We start from the raw sequence: 15623 nt of genomic DNA, 5'->3' as shown, positions 1-15623 counted from the left end.
CACCGATGCCCGAATTGCCCGAGGTAGAGGTAGTCCGCCGTGGCTTGCAGGAACATGTTGCGGGCAAATCGATTTCGGCGGTACGTGTGCATCATCCGCGTTCCGTACGCCGTCACGAGGCCGGTCCTGCTGACCTGACCGCCCGCCTGTTGGGGGCCCGGATCACCGGAACCGGACGTCGCGGCAAGTACCTCTGGTTGACGCTGGCCGACGACGACGGCCAGGACGAGACCGAAGCCTTGGTGGTGCATCTGGGCATGAGCGGCCAGATGTTGCTCGGGCCGATCCGTGACGACCGGCATCTGCGGATCGCCGCCGTGCTCGATGACGGCACGGCCTTGAGTTTCGTCGACCAACGTACCTTCGGCGGCTGGCAGCTGGCCGAATTGGTGACGGTCGACGGTACCGCCGTGCCCCAACCGGTCGCGCACGTGGCACGCGATCCGCTCGACCCCCGCTTCGATCGCGACCGTGTGGTTGAGGTGTTGCGGCGCAAACACTCTGAGATCAAACGCCAGCTGCTCGACCAGACCGTGGTGTCGGGTATCGGCAACATCTACGCCGACGAGGCACTGTGGCGGACCAAGGTCAACGGAGCCAGGACCGCCGCGCAGCTGCCGCGCCGCCGATTGGGCGAGGTGCTCGACGCCGCCGCTGCGGTGATGACCGATGCGCTGAGCCAGGGCGGCACGTCGTTCGACTCGCTGTATGTGAACGTCAACGGCGAATCCGGTTACTTCGAACGGTCTTTGGATGCCTACGGCCGCGAAGGGGAGCCGTGCCGGCGGTGCGGCGCGGTGATGCGCCGCGACAAGTTCATGAACCGGTCATCGTTCTACTGCCCGAGATGTCAGCCCCGTCCCCGGGGCTGATGCGAGCCGTACCCGGAACGGATCAAGGAATGCTGGGCATCCCCGGCATGTCGGACATGCAGATCTTCCACGATCCGCTTTCCTTGCGCAGGTACAACTTGCCGGGACCCGCGCTGCTCGAGATTTCGACGACGGCCTTGTTGCCGTTCACCGTGATCTTGGAGATCTCCGCCGACCCGCTGGAAGAGGTGGTCTTCGGAATATCGATCGCATCCAGACCGCCGATCTTGTCGAACAGTTTCTGGTCGGCCTGGCAGAAATAGGGCAGGGCTTCGCTGAGGTCACTGGAACTCGACATCACCTCATCGAGGAAATCCCGCACCTCCTGCTCGGCATCGCTGACGCCGGAGGATTGCGATGAGCCCGCGGCACTGCGGTCCCCGCTCGAACCCGAATCGCCCTTCAACGCGAAGATCGCGACGCCGCCGACCAAGATCAGCGCACCCAGCACAGCGCCGCCGATCGCCCACCACTTGCGGTTGCCGCCGCCGGGCGGCTGGGGGGTGGGGTATCCGTACGGCTGCTGCGGCGCACCGTAGGGCTGCTGGCCTCCGTAGGGCACTCCGTATGGCTGGGGCGCACCGTAGGGCTGGGGTCCTCCGTACGGCGCACCGTACGGAGGCTGGGGCTGTTGCGGCGCTCCATACGGTGCGCCGTAAGGCTGTTGCGGCTGCTGAGGTGCTCCGTAGGGGGAGCCGTACGGCTGCTCGGGGTTTCCGGCAGTGTTCGGATATCCCTCAGGCCCGCCCTGCTGGTATGGCTGCCATGGCCCGGGCGCGCCCGATGGCGGGGTGGGCTGATTGCTCGGCGGATAGGTCACGGTGCTCCTCGGCGAAGTCGGTGTGCCGAGTCTATCGTCGCTGCCCGGGTCGCCGCCGCCTGCAACGGGGCGTTGGCCGATCAGCAGGCAATTGCCCCTGGAACACCTGCGTGTCGCGACGTGTAGAAATACCGCATGACCGAACTTTGGGTTGACCGCACCGGTGTCCGCAGCTATGTCGGACGCAGTTCGCGCGGTGCAGAGGTGCTCGTGGGCAGTGAGGACGTCGAGGGCGTGTTCACTCCGGGTGAGCTGATGAAGATCGCGCTCGCGGCGTGCAGCGGAATGTCCAGCGATCAGCCGCTGCGACGGCGTCTGGGGGACGACTATCCGGCGACGATCCGGGTATCGGGACCGGCGGACCGGGAGCAGGAGCGCTATCCGCTGCTGGAGGAGAAACTCGAAATCGACGTGTCGGGCCTTTCGGAGACCGAGGTAGCCCGGCTGTTGACCGTCGTCGAGCGCGCGATCGAGACGGTCTGCACCGTGGGCCGGACCCTCAAATCCGGCACCGAGGTGAAGTTCGAGGTCGCCACTCGATGACCGGACCGGACCTTCCCGCCGGTGACCCCGATGCAGAGGTGCGGCTGAGCGCCTGGGTGCACGGTCATGTGCAAGGCGTGGGGTTCCGGTGGTGGACCCGATCCCGTGCCCTGGAGCTCGGTCTGTGCGGGTTTGCTTCGAATCGGCCCGACGGCCGGGTGCATGTGGTGGCCCAGGGGCCACGCGCGAAATGTCAGCGATTGCTTGAGCTGCTCCAGAGCGGCCAGACCCCGGGCTCGGTCGATAACGTCGTCGCAGATTGGGCGGATGCCGACGCCACGATGGCGGGGTTTCACGAACGGTAGCCGGGTCGGCGGTAGGGTAAGTCGCCGTGCACCTCAAGAGTCTGACGCTGAAGGGCTTCAAGTCCTTCGCCTCGCCGACGACTCTGCGCTTCGAACCCGGGATCACGTGCGTCGTCGGTCCCAACGGATCGGGCAAGTCGAACGTGGTCGACGCCCTGACCTGGGTGATGGGAGAGCAGGGCGCCAAAACCCTGCGCGGCGGCAAAATGGAGGACGTCATCTTCGCCGGCACGTCCTCACGGGCGCCGCTGGGCCGGGCCGAGGTGACGCTGACCATCGACAACTCGGACAACGCGCTGCCGATCGAGTACTCAGAGGTGTCGATCACCCGCCGCGTGTTCCGTGACGGTGCCGGCGAATACGAGATCAACGGCAGCAGTTGCCGATTGATGGATGTCCAGGAGTTGCTGAGCGACTCCGGCATCGGCCGCGAGATGCACGTCATCGTCGGGCAGGGCAAGCTCGCCGAGATCCTGGAGTCGCGACCCGAGGACCGCCGCGCCTTCATCGAGGAGGCCGCCGGGGTTCTCAAGCACCGCAAACGCAAGGAAAAAGCGGTCCGCAAGCTCGACTCGATGGCCGCGAACCTGGCCCGCCTCACCGATCTGACCACGGAGCTGCGCCGTCAGCTCAAGCCGCTGGGCCGCCAGGCCGAGATGGCACGGCGGGCGGCGACGATTCAGGCCGATCTGCGCGACGCCCGGCTGCGCCTGGCCGCCGACGACCTGGTGAGACGGCAGGTCGAGTTCCACAACACCAACCAGGCCGAGACCACGTTGCGCCGCGAGCACGACGAGGCGACCGTTCGGCTGGAAGCCTCGACCGTCGAATTGCAGGCACACGAGGCCGCGGTCGCCGAACTGACCCGCCGCGCCGAAGCCGCCCAACAGACCTGGTTCCGGGCGTCGGCGCTGGCCGAACGAGTGAGCGCCACCGTGCGGATCGCCACCGACCGGGCCCAGCTGTTCGAGGCCGAGACCGAGGTTTCCACCGGGCAGGATCCCGAGGCGTTGGAAGCCGAGGCCGACGAGGTCGCCGAACTGGAGATGGAGCTGCTCGGCGAGCTCGAGGAGTCGCGGATCGTTCTGGAGAGCGCCCGCGCCGAACTGGCCGAGCGTGAGCAGTTCGCCGCCGAGGTCGAACGGGCGCACCTGGCTGCGGCCCGCGCCGAGGCCGATCGCCGTGAAGGGCTGGCCCGCTTGGCCGGGCAGGTCGACACGATGCGTACCCGCGTCGAGTCGATCGACGACGGGGTCATGCGGATGTCGGTCAACATCGAGGAAGCAGCCGCCAAAGCCCAACTGGCCCAGGCTGAATTCGAGACCGTGCAGAGCCGGGTCGGTGAACTGGATGCCGGTGAAGTGGGTCTGGACGAGCAGCACGACCGCTCGGTGGCGGCCCTGCGGCTGGCCGATGAACGGGTGTCCGAACTGCAGTCGGCCGAGCGCGCCGCCGAACGGCAGGTCGCTTCGCTGCAGGCTCGGATCGAGGCGCTCTCGGTCAGCCTGGACCGACGCGACGGTGCCGCCTGGTTGCAGAAGAATCACAGCGGCGCAGGGCTTTTCGGCACCATCGGGGAGTACCTGAAGGTCCAGCCGGGGCACGAGGTCGCGGTGGCGACAGTTCTGGGTGCGGCCGCCGATGCGTTGGCCGCCGAGGATTTCGGGGTGGCCGCTGCCGCCGTCGCCGCGCTCAAACAATCCGACGGCGGGCGGGCAGCTCTGCTGTTGGGAGACTGGAAGGTCAACGGCTCGGCGCCGTCGGGCGCGCTTCCCGACGGTGCGATCTGGGCCAACGACGTGGTCACGGTCCCGGATCGCCTGCGGGGGGCCATCACTGCGATGCTGGCCGGGGTGGCGGTGGTGACCGATCTGCCTGCCGGCGTGCAGCTGGTCTCGGCGCGCCCGGACCTGCGCGCGGTGACCGCCGACGGTGATCTGGTCGGTGCCGGCTGGATCAGCGGCGGTTCCGACCGCAAACCGTCGACACTGGAGATCAGTTCCGAGATCGACAAGGCCCGTCGCGAACTGGAGGCCGCCGAGCGGCAGACCGGTGAGCTGGCGGCAGCATTGTCGGGCGCATTGACCGAGCAGGCTGCCCGCCAGGAGTCGGCCGAAGAGGCGATGGCCGCGCTCAACGAATCCGACGCGGCGATTTCGGCGATCTACGAGCAATTGGGCCGGCTGGGGCAGGATGCCCGCGGTGCCTCGGACGAGTGGCAGCGGTTGATCCGCCAACGCGACGAACTCGAGGGCGGACGCGCCCAGACCGTCGAGGAACTCGCCGAACTCGAGTCGCGGCTGCGCAACGCTGAACAGCTTCCGATGTTCGAGGCCGAGCCGGTGGACCGCCAGACCTCGACAGCTGCCGTTGAGGCGGCGCGTTCGGTCGAGGTGGAGGCCCGGCTGTCGGTACGCACCGCCGAAGAACGCGCGAATGCGGTTCGCGGACGGGCAGATTCATTGCGCCGGGCCGCCGCAGCAGAGCGTGAGGCGCGGGAGCGTGCGCAACGGGCTCGCGAGGCCCGTGCGCACGCGGCCCAGGTGGCCGCCGCCGTGTCCGAGTCGGGACGCGTTGTGGCCCAACGGCTGAGCGCAGTCGTGGCGGTGGCGTCGCGGATGCGCGACGAGTTGGCCACCGAGCGCCAACTGCGCGCCACGTCGCTGTCTCAGGTGCGCGAGGTCGTCACCGAACTCAACGCTCGGATCGCCACTCTCACTGACTCGCTGCACCGCGACGAGATGGCCAAAGCGCAAGCATCACTTCGTATCGAGCAGCTCGAGGCGCAGGTGCTCGAACAGTTCGGCATGCCCGCGGCAGACCTGATCGCCGAGTACGGCCCGCAGATTGCTTTGCCGCCCAGCGACTTGGAGATAACGGAGTACGAGCAGGCGCGTGAGCGGGGTGAACAGGTCATGGCGCCGGCGCCGATGCCGTTCGACAGGCCGACGCAGGAGCGCCGGGCCAAGAAGGCCGAACGCGAACTGTCGGAGTTGGGGCGGGTGAATCCGCTTGCCCTGGAAGAGTTTGCGGCGCTGGAAGAACGCTACAACTTCCTGTCGACACAACTTGAGGACGTCAAGGCCGCGCGAAGCGATCTGCTCGACGTGATCGCCGATGTCGATACCCGGATTCTGCAGGTGTTCACCGAGGCTTACGTCGACGTGGAACGCGAGTTCGAGCAGGTGTTCTCCACCCTGTTCCCCGGTGGTGAGGGGCGCCTGCTGCTGACCAATCCTGCCGACATGCTCACCACGGGAATCGAAGTCGAGGCCAGGCCGCCGGGCAAGAAGATCAAGCGACTTTCGCTGCTGTCGGGCGGTGAAAAGTCATTGACCGCAGTAGCCATGCTGGTGGCGATCTTCCGGGCCCGACCGTCCCCGTTCTACGTGATGGATGAGGTCGAGGCCGCGCTCGACGATGTGAACCTGCGCCGGCTGATCAGCCTGTTCGAGCAGCTGCGGGAGAAGTCCCAGCTGATCGTGATCACCCACCAGAAGGCCACCATGGAGGTCGCCGACGCGCTCTACGGTGTGACCATGCGCGGTGACGGCATCACCACCGTGATCTCGCAGCGGATGCGGGGTCAGGAGCTGGCCGCCAGCCCGGGCTGAGTCGCCGTAGTCGAGAGGTGAAGGTGAGGCCCGCAGTTCCCCCGCGGATCCGGGCCTCACCTCCCACGCTGGACTGCTGCGCTCCTATGCCGCGTCGGACTGCGTGGCGCGGTGGCTACGGTGCGGCTTTCCTTGTTTGCCGCTGTCTTTCGTCCCCGCGGGTCCGGATTTGGGCTGGGTTGAACCGCTTTCGTCGGAGCGAGGAATTCTGCGGTTCGGGCGCGGGTCGGTACCTGACCCGTCACCTTTGACACCGACGGAATCCTTGGGGGAGAGTGCCTGCCGCACTGACTGCCGGATTCGCTCGGCCGTGATTCTCGTCTTCGACGGAGTCTTGGTCTCGACCTCAGTCTTGGCCTCGGCCTCAGTCTTGACTTCGACCTCAGGATCTTTCGGCTCCGGATCGGACTCGGCGGCATCGGCGCGAGCGACGGCGACGGTGTCGCTGTCCGTTGTGGGGTGAGTGCGGGTCACGTGCAGTCGGGTGCGTTCGGGCTGAGGGCCGTCCGGCGTCGAAATGTCGGGGGACACCTTCTCGATCGCCGGCTTATCCAGTGCAGCAACGTTTCCTGTGTGGACGTCGGCTGTGTCAGCGGTGTGGATGCCCAGGCCGGCGAGTGCATCCTGCACACCCTGCCGGGCTGCGGTGCGCAGGTCCGATGCGAGCTTGCCGAGATCGATGTGTGGCATCAGCCCGGCACGGGTTGGTACTCCCATGTTCTCCGGCGTGCGGTCATAGGCGAGCTCGATCAGCACCCGCAGAGTCGGCTCGATCAGGTCGAGCACCGGCGTCAGAATTCCGATGTTCCGCAACGGCTGCAGTAGTGGCAGGTGCTCGGTGTTCACCAGGTAGTAGGTGGTGTTGCCGGAGGTATAGGACGTGTAGGTACTCGGATCGTCGAGGTTGACCACCGATGACCCGTAGTTCGGATGTAGGTAGAAGTAGCCCATCAGGGCGTTCAGATCGGCCAGAAGGTTGAGTGGATATTTGGGAAAGTCGGCGATCAGGTCGTACTGGCGGGCGACGTCGATCGTCCTGTATTCATCATCCTGGGTGGCGCTGTCGAAGCTGACCCCGAGGATCGGGATGTAGAGACCCTCGAACCGGGCCAGGATTCCTCCGTTGGGCCGGTTGGGGTTGGCCACGAAGACGAATGACAGTTCGCCGGCTGAGGGCACCGTGGCGCCCTGGGCTCGGAGTTCGGCCAGGTTCCGCTTCGCCTGGGTGGCGATGGCGGCACTCTGCGAGTAGCCGACGACGATTTTTTGTCCCAGCGTGTTGAGTACGGCGTTACTGAGGCTGAGGACCCCGCGGGCGACCGAGGTGTCGAAACTGATGTCGCTCAGACTGGTCGCCGGCCAGAACTGTTCCGGTGTCGACACCCATTTCAAGTCGTCCTCGTCCAGGCGCCAATCGGACAGATACGTGTTGTTCACCTGGTCCACGTATGTGCCGGCGCCCCAGCTGTGCGGATCACCCAGCGCCTTCATCCCGGTTCCACCCATGATGAGCGCCGTGGCAGCCAGCTGAACCAGCGTGGACATGCTCGCCGTCACGACCAGCCCGACGGTGCCGACCAGAGCGGCCAGCGTCAGTGCTACCCCCCGAAGCACACGCATGTGCATTCCCGTCCTCACTTTCGACGAATTCCATGGGAAGGACCACATGCTCACCAGATGCCGAAGTCATTCCCGACCCATGTGGATCATGGACCATGTCGATATCCGTTGTCAGCGAATTGATAAAAATGCCATGCAAAATGTAAAATAGCAGCTAAAGCCATATTTTTAATAGAAAAATCACCCAATGTAGCTAATACGTAGATGAAATCTACGGCTGATGTCGGCAGGTCGGCGCGACAGTGCTGTGAGGTGGAACTGCTACTGCGGTACGTGAGTGTACCGCAGTGTTGCGGAGTCCGGTATGCCGATCTTTCCCGCCGAGTCGGTACCTGTGGACCTCGCCGGAAGCACGCGCGAAACGGGGCCGGTCATCCCCGGACGGCAGCCCTGCGACAATGACGGCGTGACAGAAGGTGCGTTGTTGGGTCTGTGGATCGCTATCGCGGTCGTCGCCGTTCTCGTCGTCGTCGCCATCACCGTGGGGTTGGTGCGGTACCGGCGGCGGCGGATCAGCCTGTCGGAGCGGGACGACGCAAAACCGATCGATCGCTCCGGCGGTTACACGGCTTCCTCGGGAATCACGTTCAGCACGTCGGACACGCCGACCCTGGAGCGCATCGACACCAGCGGGCTGCCTGCGGTCGGTGACGACGCCACCATTCCGCGAGACGCGCCCAAACGTGCCATCTCCGATGTGCAACTGCCGGAACCGCCGGCTGAGCCGGTCGCGCCGGAGAAACCTGTCGAACCCGACGAGCCGGAAGTGGCCGTCGAGCCGACCGAGGCGCCGGATGCCGTTGCCGCTGCCGTGGAGGACATCGCCCCGGCCGAAGGGCGCATGGACCGGTTGCGGGGCCGTCTCGCCAAGTCCCAGAACGCGTTGGGCCGCAGCATGCTCGGGCTGCTCGGCGGCGGTGACCTCGACGAGGACTCATGGGAGGCGGTCGAGGACACCCTGCTGATCGCCGACCTGGGCCCGGTGGTCACCGAGTCCGTCGTCGCGGCATTGCGTGAGCGGATGGCCAGCAAGAGCGTGCGGAGTGAGGCCGACGCCCGTGCGGTGCTGCGCGAGGTGCTGATGTCGGAGCTGCGGCCCGAGCTGGACCGTTCGATCAAGGCGCTGCCGCACGCTGACAAGCCGTCGGTGCTGTTGGTTGTCGGCGTGAACGGCACCGGTAAAACCACCACGGTGGGCAAGCTGGCGCGGGTTCTGGTGGCCGACGGTCGCCGCGTCGTACTCGGCGCCGCCGACACGTTCCGTGCCGCGGCCGCCGACCAGTTGCAGACCTGGGCCGCGCGGGTGGGCGCAGAGGTGGTGCGGGGGCCCGAAGGCGCCGATCCCGCGTCGGTGGCGTTCGATGCCGTCGACGAGGGCATCAAGGCCGGCGCCGATGTCGTCGTGATCGATACCGCTGGCCGCCTGCACACCAAGACCGGCCTGATGGATGAGCTCGGCAAGGTCAAACGAGTGGTGGAGAAGCGCGCCACCGTCGACGAGGTGCTGTTGGTGCTCGATGCCACCATCGGGCAGAACAGCCTGCCGCAGGCCAAGGTGTTCGCCGACGTCGTGGATATCACCGGGGTGGTGTTGACCAAGCTGGACGGCACCGCCAAGGGCGGCATCGTGTTCCGGGTTCAGCAGGAACTCGGCGTGCCGGTCAAGCTCGTCGGGCTCGGTGAGGGGCCCGATGACCTCGCACCGTTTGAGCCCGCCGCGTTCGTCGACGCCCTGCTGGGCTAGAAAAGTCCCGAAAACCCAGGAAAACGCACGGCGTAACACCGGCGAAACGCAGCCTGCCCATCCGTTCACACGAGCGAAACGCGGCGGCGTCGTCGGTGAAACATCCACTCAGCATTGTCTTGACCAAGGTCAACAGCCGTAAATCCTTGCGGCCGTGACGTGGTGAAGGAGGAAACTGCGAGTGGAGCAATTCCCGATATTGGGTGCGCCGGACACCGGTGACACGGCATGGATGCTGGCCGCCGCCGCGCTCGTGCTGTTGATGACACCGGGCCTGGCCTTCTTCTACGGCGGCATGGTGCGCGCCAAGGGCGTCCTCAACATGATCATGATGAGCATCAGTGCGATGGGTGTCATCACGGTCCTGTGGGCGCTGTACGGGTACTCGGTTGCGTTCGGTGACAACACCGCAGGTGTGATCGGCGACCCCGGGCAGTTCTTCGGCCTCAAGGGCCTGATCGGAGCGAACGGCTCGGCCGATGCGCCCATCGCGCTGGTCGGAACGATCCCGGCCACCGTGTTCGTGGGCTTCCAGTTGATGTTCGCGATCATCACGGTCGCCCTGATCTCCGGTGCCGTCGCCGACCGCATCAAGTTCGGCAGCTGGCTGCTGTTTGCCGCGCTGTGGGCGACCTTCATCTACTTCCCGGTCGCGCACTGGGTCTTCGACTTCGACGTCACGGGCTCCGACGGTGAGACCGTGATTCACCAAGGTGGATGGATCGCGAACCAGCTCAAGGCAATTGACTTCGCCGGTGGCACCGCGGTGCACATCAACGCGGGCGTCGCAGGCCTGGTCCTGGCCATCATCCTCGGCAAGCGGCTCGGTTGGCCCGGCACGCCGATGCGCCCGCACAACCTCCCGTTCGTGATGCTCGGCGCCGGGCTGCTGTGGTTCGGCTGGTACGGCTTCAACGCCGGTTCTGCGGTGTCGGCCAACGGAGTTGCCGGTTCGACCTTCGTCACAACCACGGTGGCAACCGCCGCGGCGATGCTGGCCTGGCTGCTCACCGAGCGCATCCGTGACGGACATGCCACCTCGTTGGGTGCGGCATCGGGCATCGTTGCCGGACTGGTAGCCATCACGCCGTCCTGCTCATCGGTGAATGTTGTGGGCGCGCTGGCGATCGGTGTTACCGCAGGTGTCCTGTGCGCGCTGGCGGTGGGCTTGAAGTTCAAGTTCGGTTTCGACGATTCGCTCGACGTGGTGGGCGTGCACCTGGTCGGCGGACTCGTCGGCACGTTGCTGGTCGGCCTGGTGGCGACCACGGAAGCACCTGCCGGTGTTGCGGGTCTTTTCTATGGTGGCGGGTTCGATCAGCTGTGGCGACAGGCGGTCGGAGCAGGTGCTGTTCTGCTCTATTCGGCGGTAGGTACCGCTATCTTGGCGTTGATTGTCAAATACACCGTGGGCCTGCGCCTGGACAAAGAAGAGGAGGCATCCGGTATCGACGAGTCCGAGCACGCTGAAAGCGCTTACGACTTCGTCGCGGTCGGAACCGGTTCTGTTCTTGGTCGTCACGGCGGGGAGGAATAAGGGAATATGAAGCTGATCACTGCGATCGTCAAGCCGTTCACGCTAGAGGATGTCAAGACCGGCCTGGAGCAGACGGGCATCCTGGGGATGACGGTCAGCGAGGTACAGGGCTACGGCCGGCAAAAGGGCCACACCGAGGTCTACCGCGGTGCCGAGTACTCGGTCGATTTCGTGCCGAAGGTCCGGGTGGAGGTCGTCGTCGACGACTCCGCTGTCGACAAGGTCGTGGACGTCATCGTGCAGGCCGCCCGCACCGGCAAGATCGGCGACGGGAAAGTCTGGGTCAGCCCGGTCGACACCGTCGTCCGCGTCCGCACCGGGGAACGGGGTACCGACGCCCTGTAGTCGCGGCCGGTCATACAGGTAGACGACCGAGTCTCCCGGTCAGGAAGCGCGGTGGCAGATATTCGGCCGGGGGAGGAGTTCAAATGACAGAGCAGCAGCCACAATCCGCGCACGAGCCGGCCGGCACCTCCGGACAGGAGGGTCCGGCCGGCTCGCCGCGGCCGGCCAACGATCTGGCGGCGGCCACCCAGCAGTTGCTCACCGGTGGATCCCGTCAACTGGATGCGGCCGCCCTGCGGGACGCATTACTCGACTTGCACGAATTCTGGCTCACCACAAAGGCTACCGAGATCGGGATCACGGCCACCAGTGGGTTCGCCATCGTGGCCACCGGTGGTCTGGGCCGCGGCGAGATGTTGCCGTACTCCGACCTCGACCTCATGTTGCTGCACGACAACATGCCGGTCGAGCTGGTCGCTGAGGTGGCCGAAAAGCTCTGGTATCCCTTGTGGGACGCCAATATTCGCATCGATCACAGTGTGCGCACCGTACCCGAAGCCCTCAAGGTCGCAGGCGAAGACATCGCGGTGGGCCTGGCGATGCTAGATGCCCGTCATATGGCCGGCGACGCCGACCTGTCGGTGCTGCTGATCGGCGGTGCGCGCCGGCAGTGGCGGATCGGAATTGCCTCGCGGTTCGACGAACTCGTCGAGTACGCGCAGGCGCGCTGGCAGCGCAGCGGCCAGATTGCCCACCGTGCCGAACCTGACCTGAAGTCGGGCCGCGGCGGTCTGCGGGACGTACAACTGCTCAACGCGCTCGCGATCGCGCAACTGGCCGACGTATATCCGAGTCGGTCCCTGGCGTCGCCGACCGGAACGCTCGGCGGTGCCCACCTGTCCCTGCTGAACGTGCGCACCGAACTGCACCGCGTTTCCGGTCGTGGTCGGGAACTGCTGTTGGCTCAGCATGCCGACGAAATCGGCGCGGCCCTGCGGATCGGCGATCGATTCGACCTGGCCCGGACCCTGTCGGATGCGGCCCGCACGGTCAGCTATTACGTCGACTCCGGTATTCGAACGGCCGCCAATGCCTTACCGCGGCGGGGGTTCGCTGCGCTGCGCCGCCCGGTGCGCCGCCCACTCGACGAAGGAGTGATCGAATACGCCGGTGAGGTGATCCTGGCCCGCGACGCGCGTCCGGAACGTGATCCGGGGCTGATCCTGCGGGTTGCCGCGGCGTCGGCCAGTACCGGGCTGCCGATGGCGGTGTCCACGCTGAGCCGGCTGGCCGAGACCGCGCCGGAGTTGCGTACGCCGTGGCCGCGCCAAGCTCTCAAGGACCTACTGGTGTTGCTCGCGTCGGGCCCCGCCACCGTCGCCACCATCGAGGCGCTGGACCGCACCGGCCTGTGGGGCCGGCTGTTCCCGGAGTGGGGTGCGGTACGGGACTTGCCGCCGCGAGACGTCGTGCACATCTGGACAGTGGATCGCCATCTGGTCGAAACCGTCTCGCGGGCAAGCGCTTTCACCACCCGGGTGTCGCGTCCCGATCTACTGCTGCTGGGTTCGCTGTGCCACGACATCGGCAAGGGCCGCGGCGGCGACCACAGCGTGATCGGTGCGGAGCTGGCCACCCAGATCGGCACCCGGCTGGGCCTGTGGCCGTCCGACATCGAGGTGCTCTCGAAGATCGCCCGGTATCACCTGCTGTTGCCCGACACCGCGACGCGACGAGACCTCCAGGACCCCAAGACCATTGACGCAGTGGTCGATGCTCTCGGCGGGGACATGGTGCTGCTGGAGTTGCTCCACGTCCTGGCCGAGGCCGATTCGCTGGCCACCGGACCCGGGGTGTGGGGCGACTGGAAGGCATCGCTGATCGGTGACCTGGTGCGACGGTGCCGGCTGGTGATGGCAGGGGAATCGCTGCCGCAGCCCGATCCGGTCGAGCCGCGGTTCATGGCCTTGGCCGGTGACGGCGGCGTCCATGTCGAGCTCACCGCGGGCGACGGTCCGCACCTCTACAACGTGACGATGATCGCCCCGGACCGGCGTGGCCTGCTGTCCAAGGCTGCCGGCGTGCTGGCGTTGAACTCGCTGCGGGTCCACTCGGCCTCGGTCAACAGCCACGAGGGTTCGGCGATCAACACGTTCGCGGTGTCTCCGCACTTCGGTGCGCCACCGCCGGCCGAATTGCTGCGCCAGCAGTTCATCCTGGCGCTCGACGGCGAACTGGATGTGATCGGCTCGCTGGAACGCCGCGACCACGAGGCCGCCCAGCATCCGACAACCCGGGCCGGCGAGATCCTGGCCTCGGTGCCGGCCAACCATGTGCCCGCCCCGCCCCGCATCCTGTGGTCGCCGGGTACGTCTCCCGAAGACCTGATCGTCCAGATCCGCACGATCGACCGGTCGGGTCTGTTGGCCCGGCTGACCGCGGTGTTCGAGCGCGACGGGGTGGATGTCGGCTGGGCGAAGGTCACCACGCTGGGATCCTCGGTGGTCGACGTCTTCTGCATCACCGCACCGGCCGACGACGAAGCGGGACGGGCCGCGGTACGCGGGGAACTGGAGCGCGACATGTTCGCGATCCTGCCCGCGCCGCCACCGGCGAAACCGTCGAAGCCGGCCGAACAGGCCGGCTGATCTGCCGGGCGGGTGGATGCCCTGAGGTCCGGCCCGCGGCGCGAGGACACGCCCCGATTCCTTGGCCGCTAGGCTTACCACGTGTTTGAGAGCCTGTCTGACCGGTTGACCGGAGCCCTGCAGGGCCTACGCGGCAAGGGGCGGTTGACCGACGCCGATATCGACGCGACCGCGCGCGAGATCCGGTTGGCCCTGTTGGAGGCCGACGTCTCGCTGCCGGTGGTGCGCGCCTTCGTCGCGCGCATCAAGGATCGCGCCAAGGGCGCCGAGGTGTCCGCCGCGCTGAATCCCGCGCAGCAGGTGGTCAAGATCGTCAACGAGGAGCTGATCGGCATCCTCGGCGGCGAGACCCGTCAGCTGGCCTTCGCCAAGAACCCACCGACGGTGATCATGCTGGCCGGTCTGCAAGGCGCCGGTAAGACCACGCTGGCCGGGAAGCTGGCGAAATGGCTTAAGGGACTGGGTCATAGCCCGTTGCTCGTGGCATGTGACCTGCAGCGGCCCGGTGCCGTCAACCAGCTGCAGATCGTCGGTGAGCGCGCCGGTGTGGCGACCTTCGCCCCGCACCCGGGCACCTCGCCCGATGGCCTCGAGATCGGTGGCGACGGCGATCCGGTGGCGGTCGCCTCTGCCGGTATGGCCGAGGCACGTGCCAAGCACTACGACGTCGTCATCGTCGACACCGCGGGCCGGCTGGGTATCGACGACGAGCTGATGGGTCAGGCCGCAGCCATCCGCGACGCCGTCAACCCTGACGAAGTGCTGTTCGTGCTCGACGCGATGATCGGTCAGGACGCCGTCGCCACCGCCGAGGCGTTCCGCGAAGGTGTCGGCTTCACCGGTGTGGTGCTGACCAAGCTCGACGGCGACGCTCGTGGTGGTGCGGCCCTGTCGGTCCGCGAGATCACCGGTGTGCCGATCCTGTTCGCCTCCGCCGGGGAGAAGCTCGAGGACTTCGACGTCTTCCACCCCGACCGGATGGCCAGCCGCATCCTGGGCATGGGTGACGTGCTCACCCTCATCGAGCAGGCCGAGCAGGTCTTCGATCAGCAGAAGGCCGAGGAGGCCGCCGCCAAGATCGGCTCCGGAGAGCTGACACTGGAGGATTTCCTCGAGCAGATGCTGGCGATCCGCAAGATGGGCCCGATCGGAAACCTGCTGGGCATGCTGCCCGGAGCCGGGCAGATGAAGGACGCGCTGGCTGCAGTCGACGACAAGCAGCTGGACCGGGTGCAGGCCATCATCCGCGGTATGACGCCGGCCGAGCGGGCCGATCCGAAGATCATCAACGCCTCGCGCCGGCTGCGCATCGCCAACGGCTCCGGTGTCGCGGTGTCGGAGGTCAACTCGCTCGTGGACCGCTTCTTCGACGCCCGCAAGATGATGTCGTCGATGGCCGGCCAGATGGGCATGCCGTTCGGGCGCAAGAGCTCTCCGCGCAAGGCCGCCAAGGGCAAGAACAAGCAGGCCGGCAAGAAGAAAGGCCGCGGCCCCACGCAGCCGAAGAACCCGTTCGGCGCCGGGATGCCCGCCGGATTCCCCGACCTGTCGAACATGCCCAAGGGCCTGGACGAATTGCCGCCGGGCCTGGCCGATTTCGACCTGTCGAAGCTGAAGTTCCCGGACCAGAAGTAG

The 15623-nt window shown here is 66.6% G+C and carries 11 protein-coding genes; 9 read left to right on the top strand and 2 right to left on the bottom strand.

All coding sequences use genetic code 11. The features are described 5' to 3' along the window. The first annotated feature begins 5 nt into the window (after window positions 1-5). Window positions 6-872 carry a bifunctional DNA-formamidopyrimidine glycosylase/DNA-(apurinic or apyrimidinic site) lyase gene (mutM, locus tag G6N44_RS07540; protein WP_163662557.1) on the top strand — a complete coding sequence of 289 codons (867 nt, stop codon included), beginning with the start codon at window positions 6-8 and terminating at the stop codon, window positions 870-872. 22 nt (window positions 873-894) lie between these two features. On the opposite strand, the gene G6N44_RS07535 is transcribed toward mutM, so the two are convergent. Next, the gene (locus G6N44_RS07535; RefSeq protein WP_163662555.1) at window positions 895-1692 is read right to left on the bottom strand and encodes a hypothetical protein; all 798 of its coding nucleotides are present in this window, start codon (window positions 1690-1692) and stop codon (window positions 895-897) included. Between the two features lie 135 nt (window positions 1693-1827). On the opposite strand from G6N44_RS07535, the gene G6N44_RS07530 reads away from it, so the two are divergent. Genes G6N44_RS07530 through smc form a run of 3 tightly spaced genes read left to right on the top strand, consistent with a single transcriptional unit; the run spans window position 1828 to window position 6154 of the window. After that, window positions 1828-2235 carry an OsmC family protein gene (locus G6N44_RS07530; protein WP_163662554.1) on the top strand — a complete coding sequence of 136 codons (408 nt, stop codon included), beginning with the start codon at window positions 1828-1830 and terminating at the stop codon, window positions 2233-2235. Further along, on the top strand, window positions 2232-2540 hold the full coding sequence (locus G6N44_RS07525; protein ID WP_163662553.1) for an acylphosphatase: 309 nt from the start codon (window positions 2232-2234) through the stop codon (window positions 2538-2540). Before G6N44_RS07530 ends, G6N44_RS07525 begins: the two co-directional genes overlap by 4 nt. A gap of 26 nt (window positions 2541-2566) precedes the next feature. Continuing rightward, complete coding sequence (gene smc, locus G6N44_RS07520; RefSeq protein ID WP_163662550.1) at window positions 2567-6154, top strand: chromosome segregation protein SMC; 3588 nt, start codon at window positions 2567-2569, stop codon at window positions 6152-6154. Between the two features lie 84 nt (window positions 6155-6238). Here smc and G6N44_RS07515 read toward each other — a convergent pair whose 3' ends face one another. Beyond that, a complete protein-coding gene (locus G6N44_RS07515; RefSeq protein WP_163662547.1) occupies window positions 6239-7774 on the bottom strand; it encodes a PE-PPE domain-containing protein in 1536 nt (511 codons plus the stop codon). Window positions 7775-8180: 406 nt separating this feature from the next. On the opposite strand from G6N44_RS07515, the gene ftsY reads away from it, so the two are divergent. From ftsY to ffh, 5 genes are all read left to right on the top strand, one after another. After that, complete coding sequence (gene ftsY, locus G6N44_RS07510; RefSeq protein WP_163669702.1) at window positions 8181-9518, top strand: signal recognition particle-docking protein FtsY; 1338 nt, start codon at window positions 8181-8183, stop codon at window positions 9516-9518. Between the two features lie 181 nt (window positions 9519-9699). Continuing rightward, the gene (locus tag G6N44_RS07505) at window positions 9700-11055 is read left to right on the top strand and encodes an ammonium transporter (RefSeq protein WP_372508111.1); all 1356 of its coding nucleotides are present in this window, start codon (window positions 9700-9702) and stop codon (window positions 11053-11055) included. Window positions 11056-11061: 6 nt separating this feature from the next. After that, entirely contained in the window at window positions 11062-11400 is a 339-nt protein-coding gene (locus tag G6N44_RS07500) for a P-II family nitrogen regulator (protein WP_163662545.1), read from the top strand. Between the two features lie 83 nt (window positions 11401-11483). Beyond that, window positions 11484-13988, top strand: a complete 2505-nt coding sequence (locus tag G6N44_RS07495) for a [protein-PII] uridylyltransferase (protein WP_163662543.1) — start codon at window positions 11484-11486, stop codon at window positions 13986-13988. An 81-nt stretch (window positions 13989-14069) separates the two neighbouring features. After that, complete coding sequence (gene ffh, locus G6N44_RS07490; protein ID WP_163662541.1) at window positions 14070-15623, top strand: signal recognition particle protein; 1554 nt, start codon at window positions 14070-14072, stop codon at window positions 15621-15623.

The organism is Mycolicibacterium alvei, assembly GCF_010727325.1.
Taxonomy (GTDB): domain Bacteria; phylum Actinomycetota; class Actinomycetes; order Mycobacteriales; family Mycobacteriaceae; genus Mycobacterium; species Mycobacterium alvei.
Note: the sequence above shows the minus strand (reverse complement) of the source record. Positions and strands in the feature narration are given on the sequence as shown.

Excerpts from the sequence above, each read along its gene's own strand:
- mutM (WP_163662557.1), top strand. The coding sequence starts at position 6 with ATGCCCGAATTGCCCGAGGTAGAGGTAGTCCGCCGTGGCTTGCAGGAA.
- G6N44_RS07515 (WP_163662547.1), bottom strand. The coding sequence starts at position 7,774 with ATGCGTGTGCTTCGGGGGGTAGCACTGACGCTGGCCGCTCTGGTCGGC.
- G6N44_RS07525 (WP_163662553.1), top strand. The coding sequence starts at position 2,232 with ATGACCGGACCGGACCTTCCCGCCGGTGACCCCGATGCAGAGGTGCGG.
- G6N44_RS07530 (WP_163662554.1), top strand. The coding sequence starts at position 1,828 with ATGACCGAACTTTGGGTTGACCGCACCGGTGTCCGCAGCTATGTCGGA.
- G6N44_RS07495 (WP_163662543.1), top strand. The coding sequence starts at position 11,484 with ATGACAGAGCAGCAGCCACAATCCGCGCACGAGCCGGCCGGCACCTCC.
- G6N44_RS07500 (WP_163662545.1), top strand. The coding sequence starts at position 11,062 with ATGAAGCTGATCACTGCGATCGTCAAGCCGTTCACGCTAGAGGATGTC.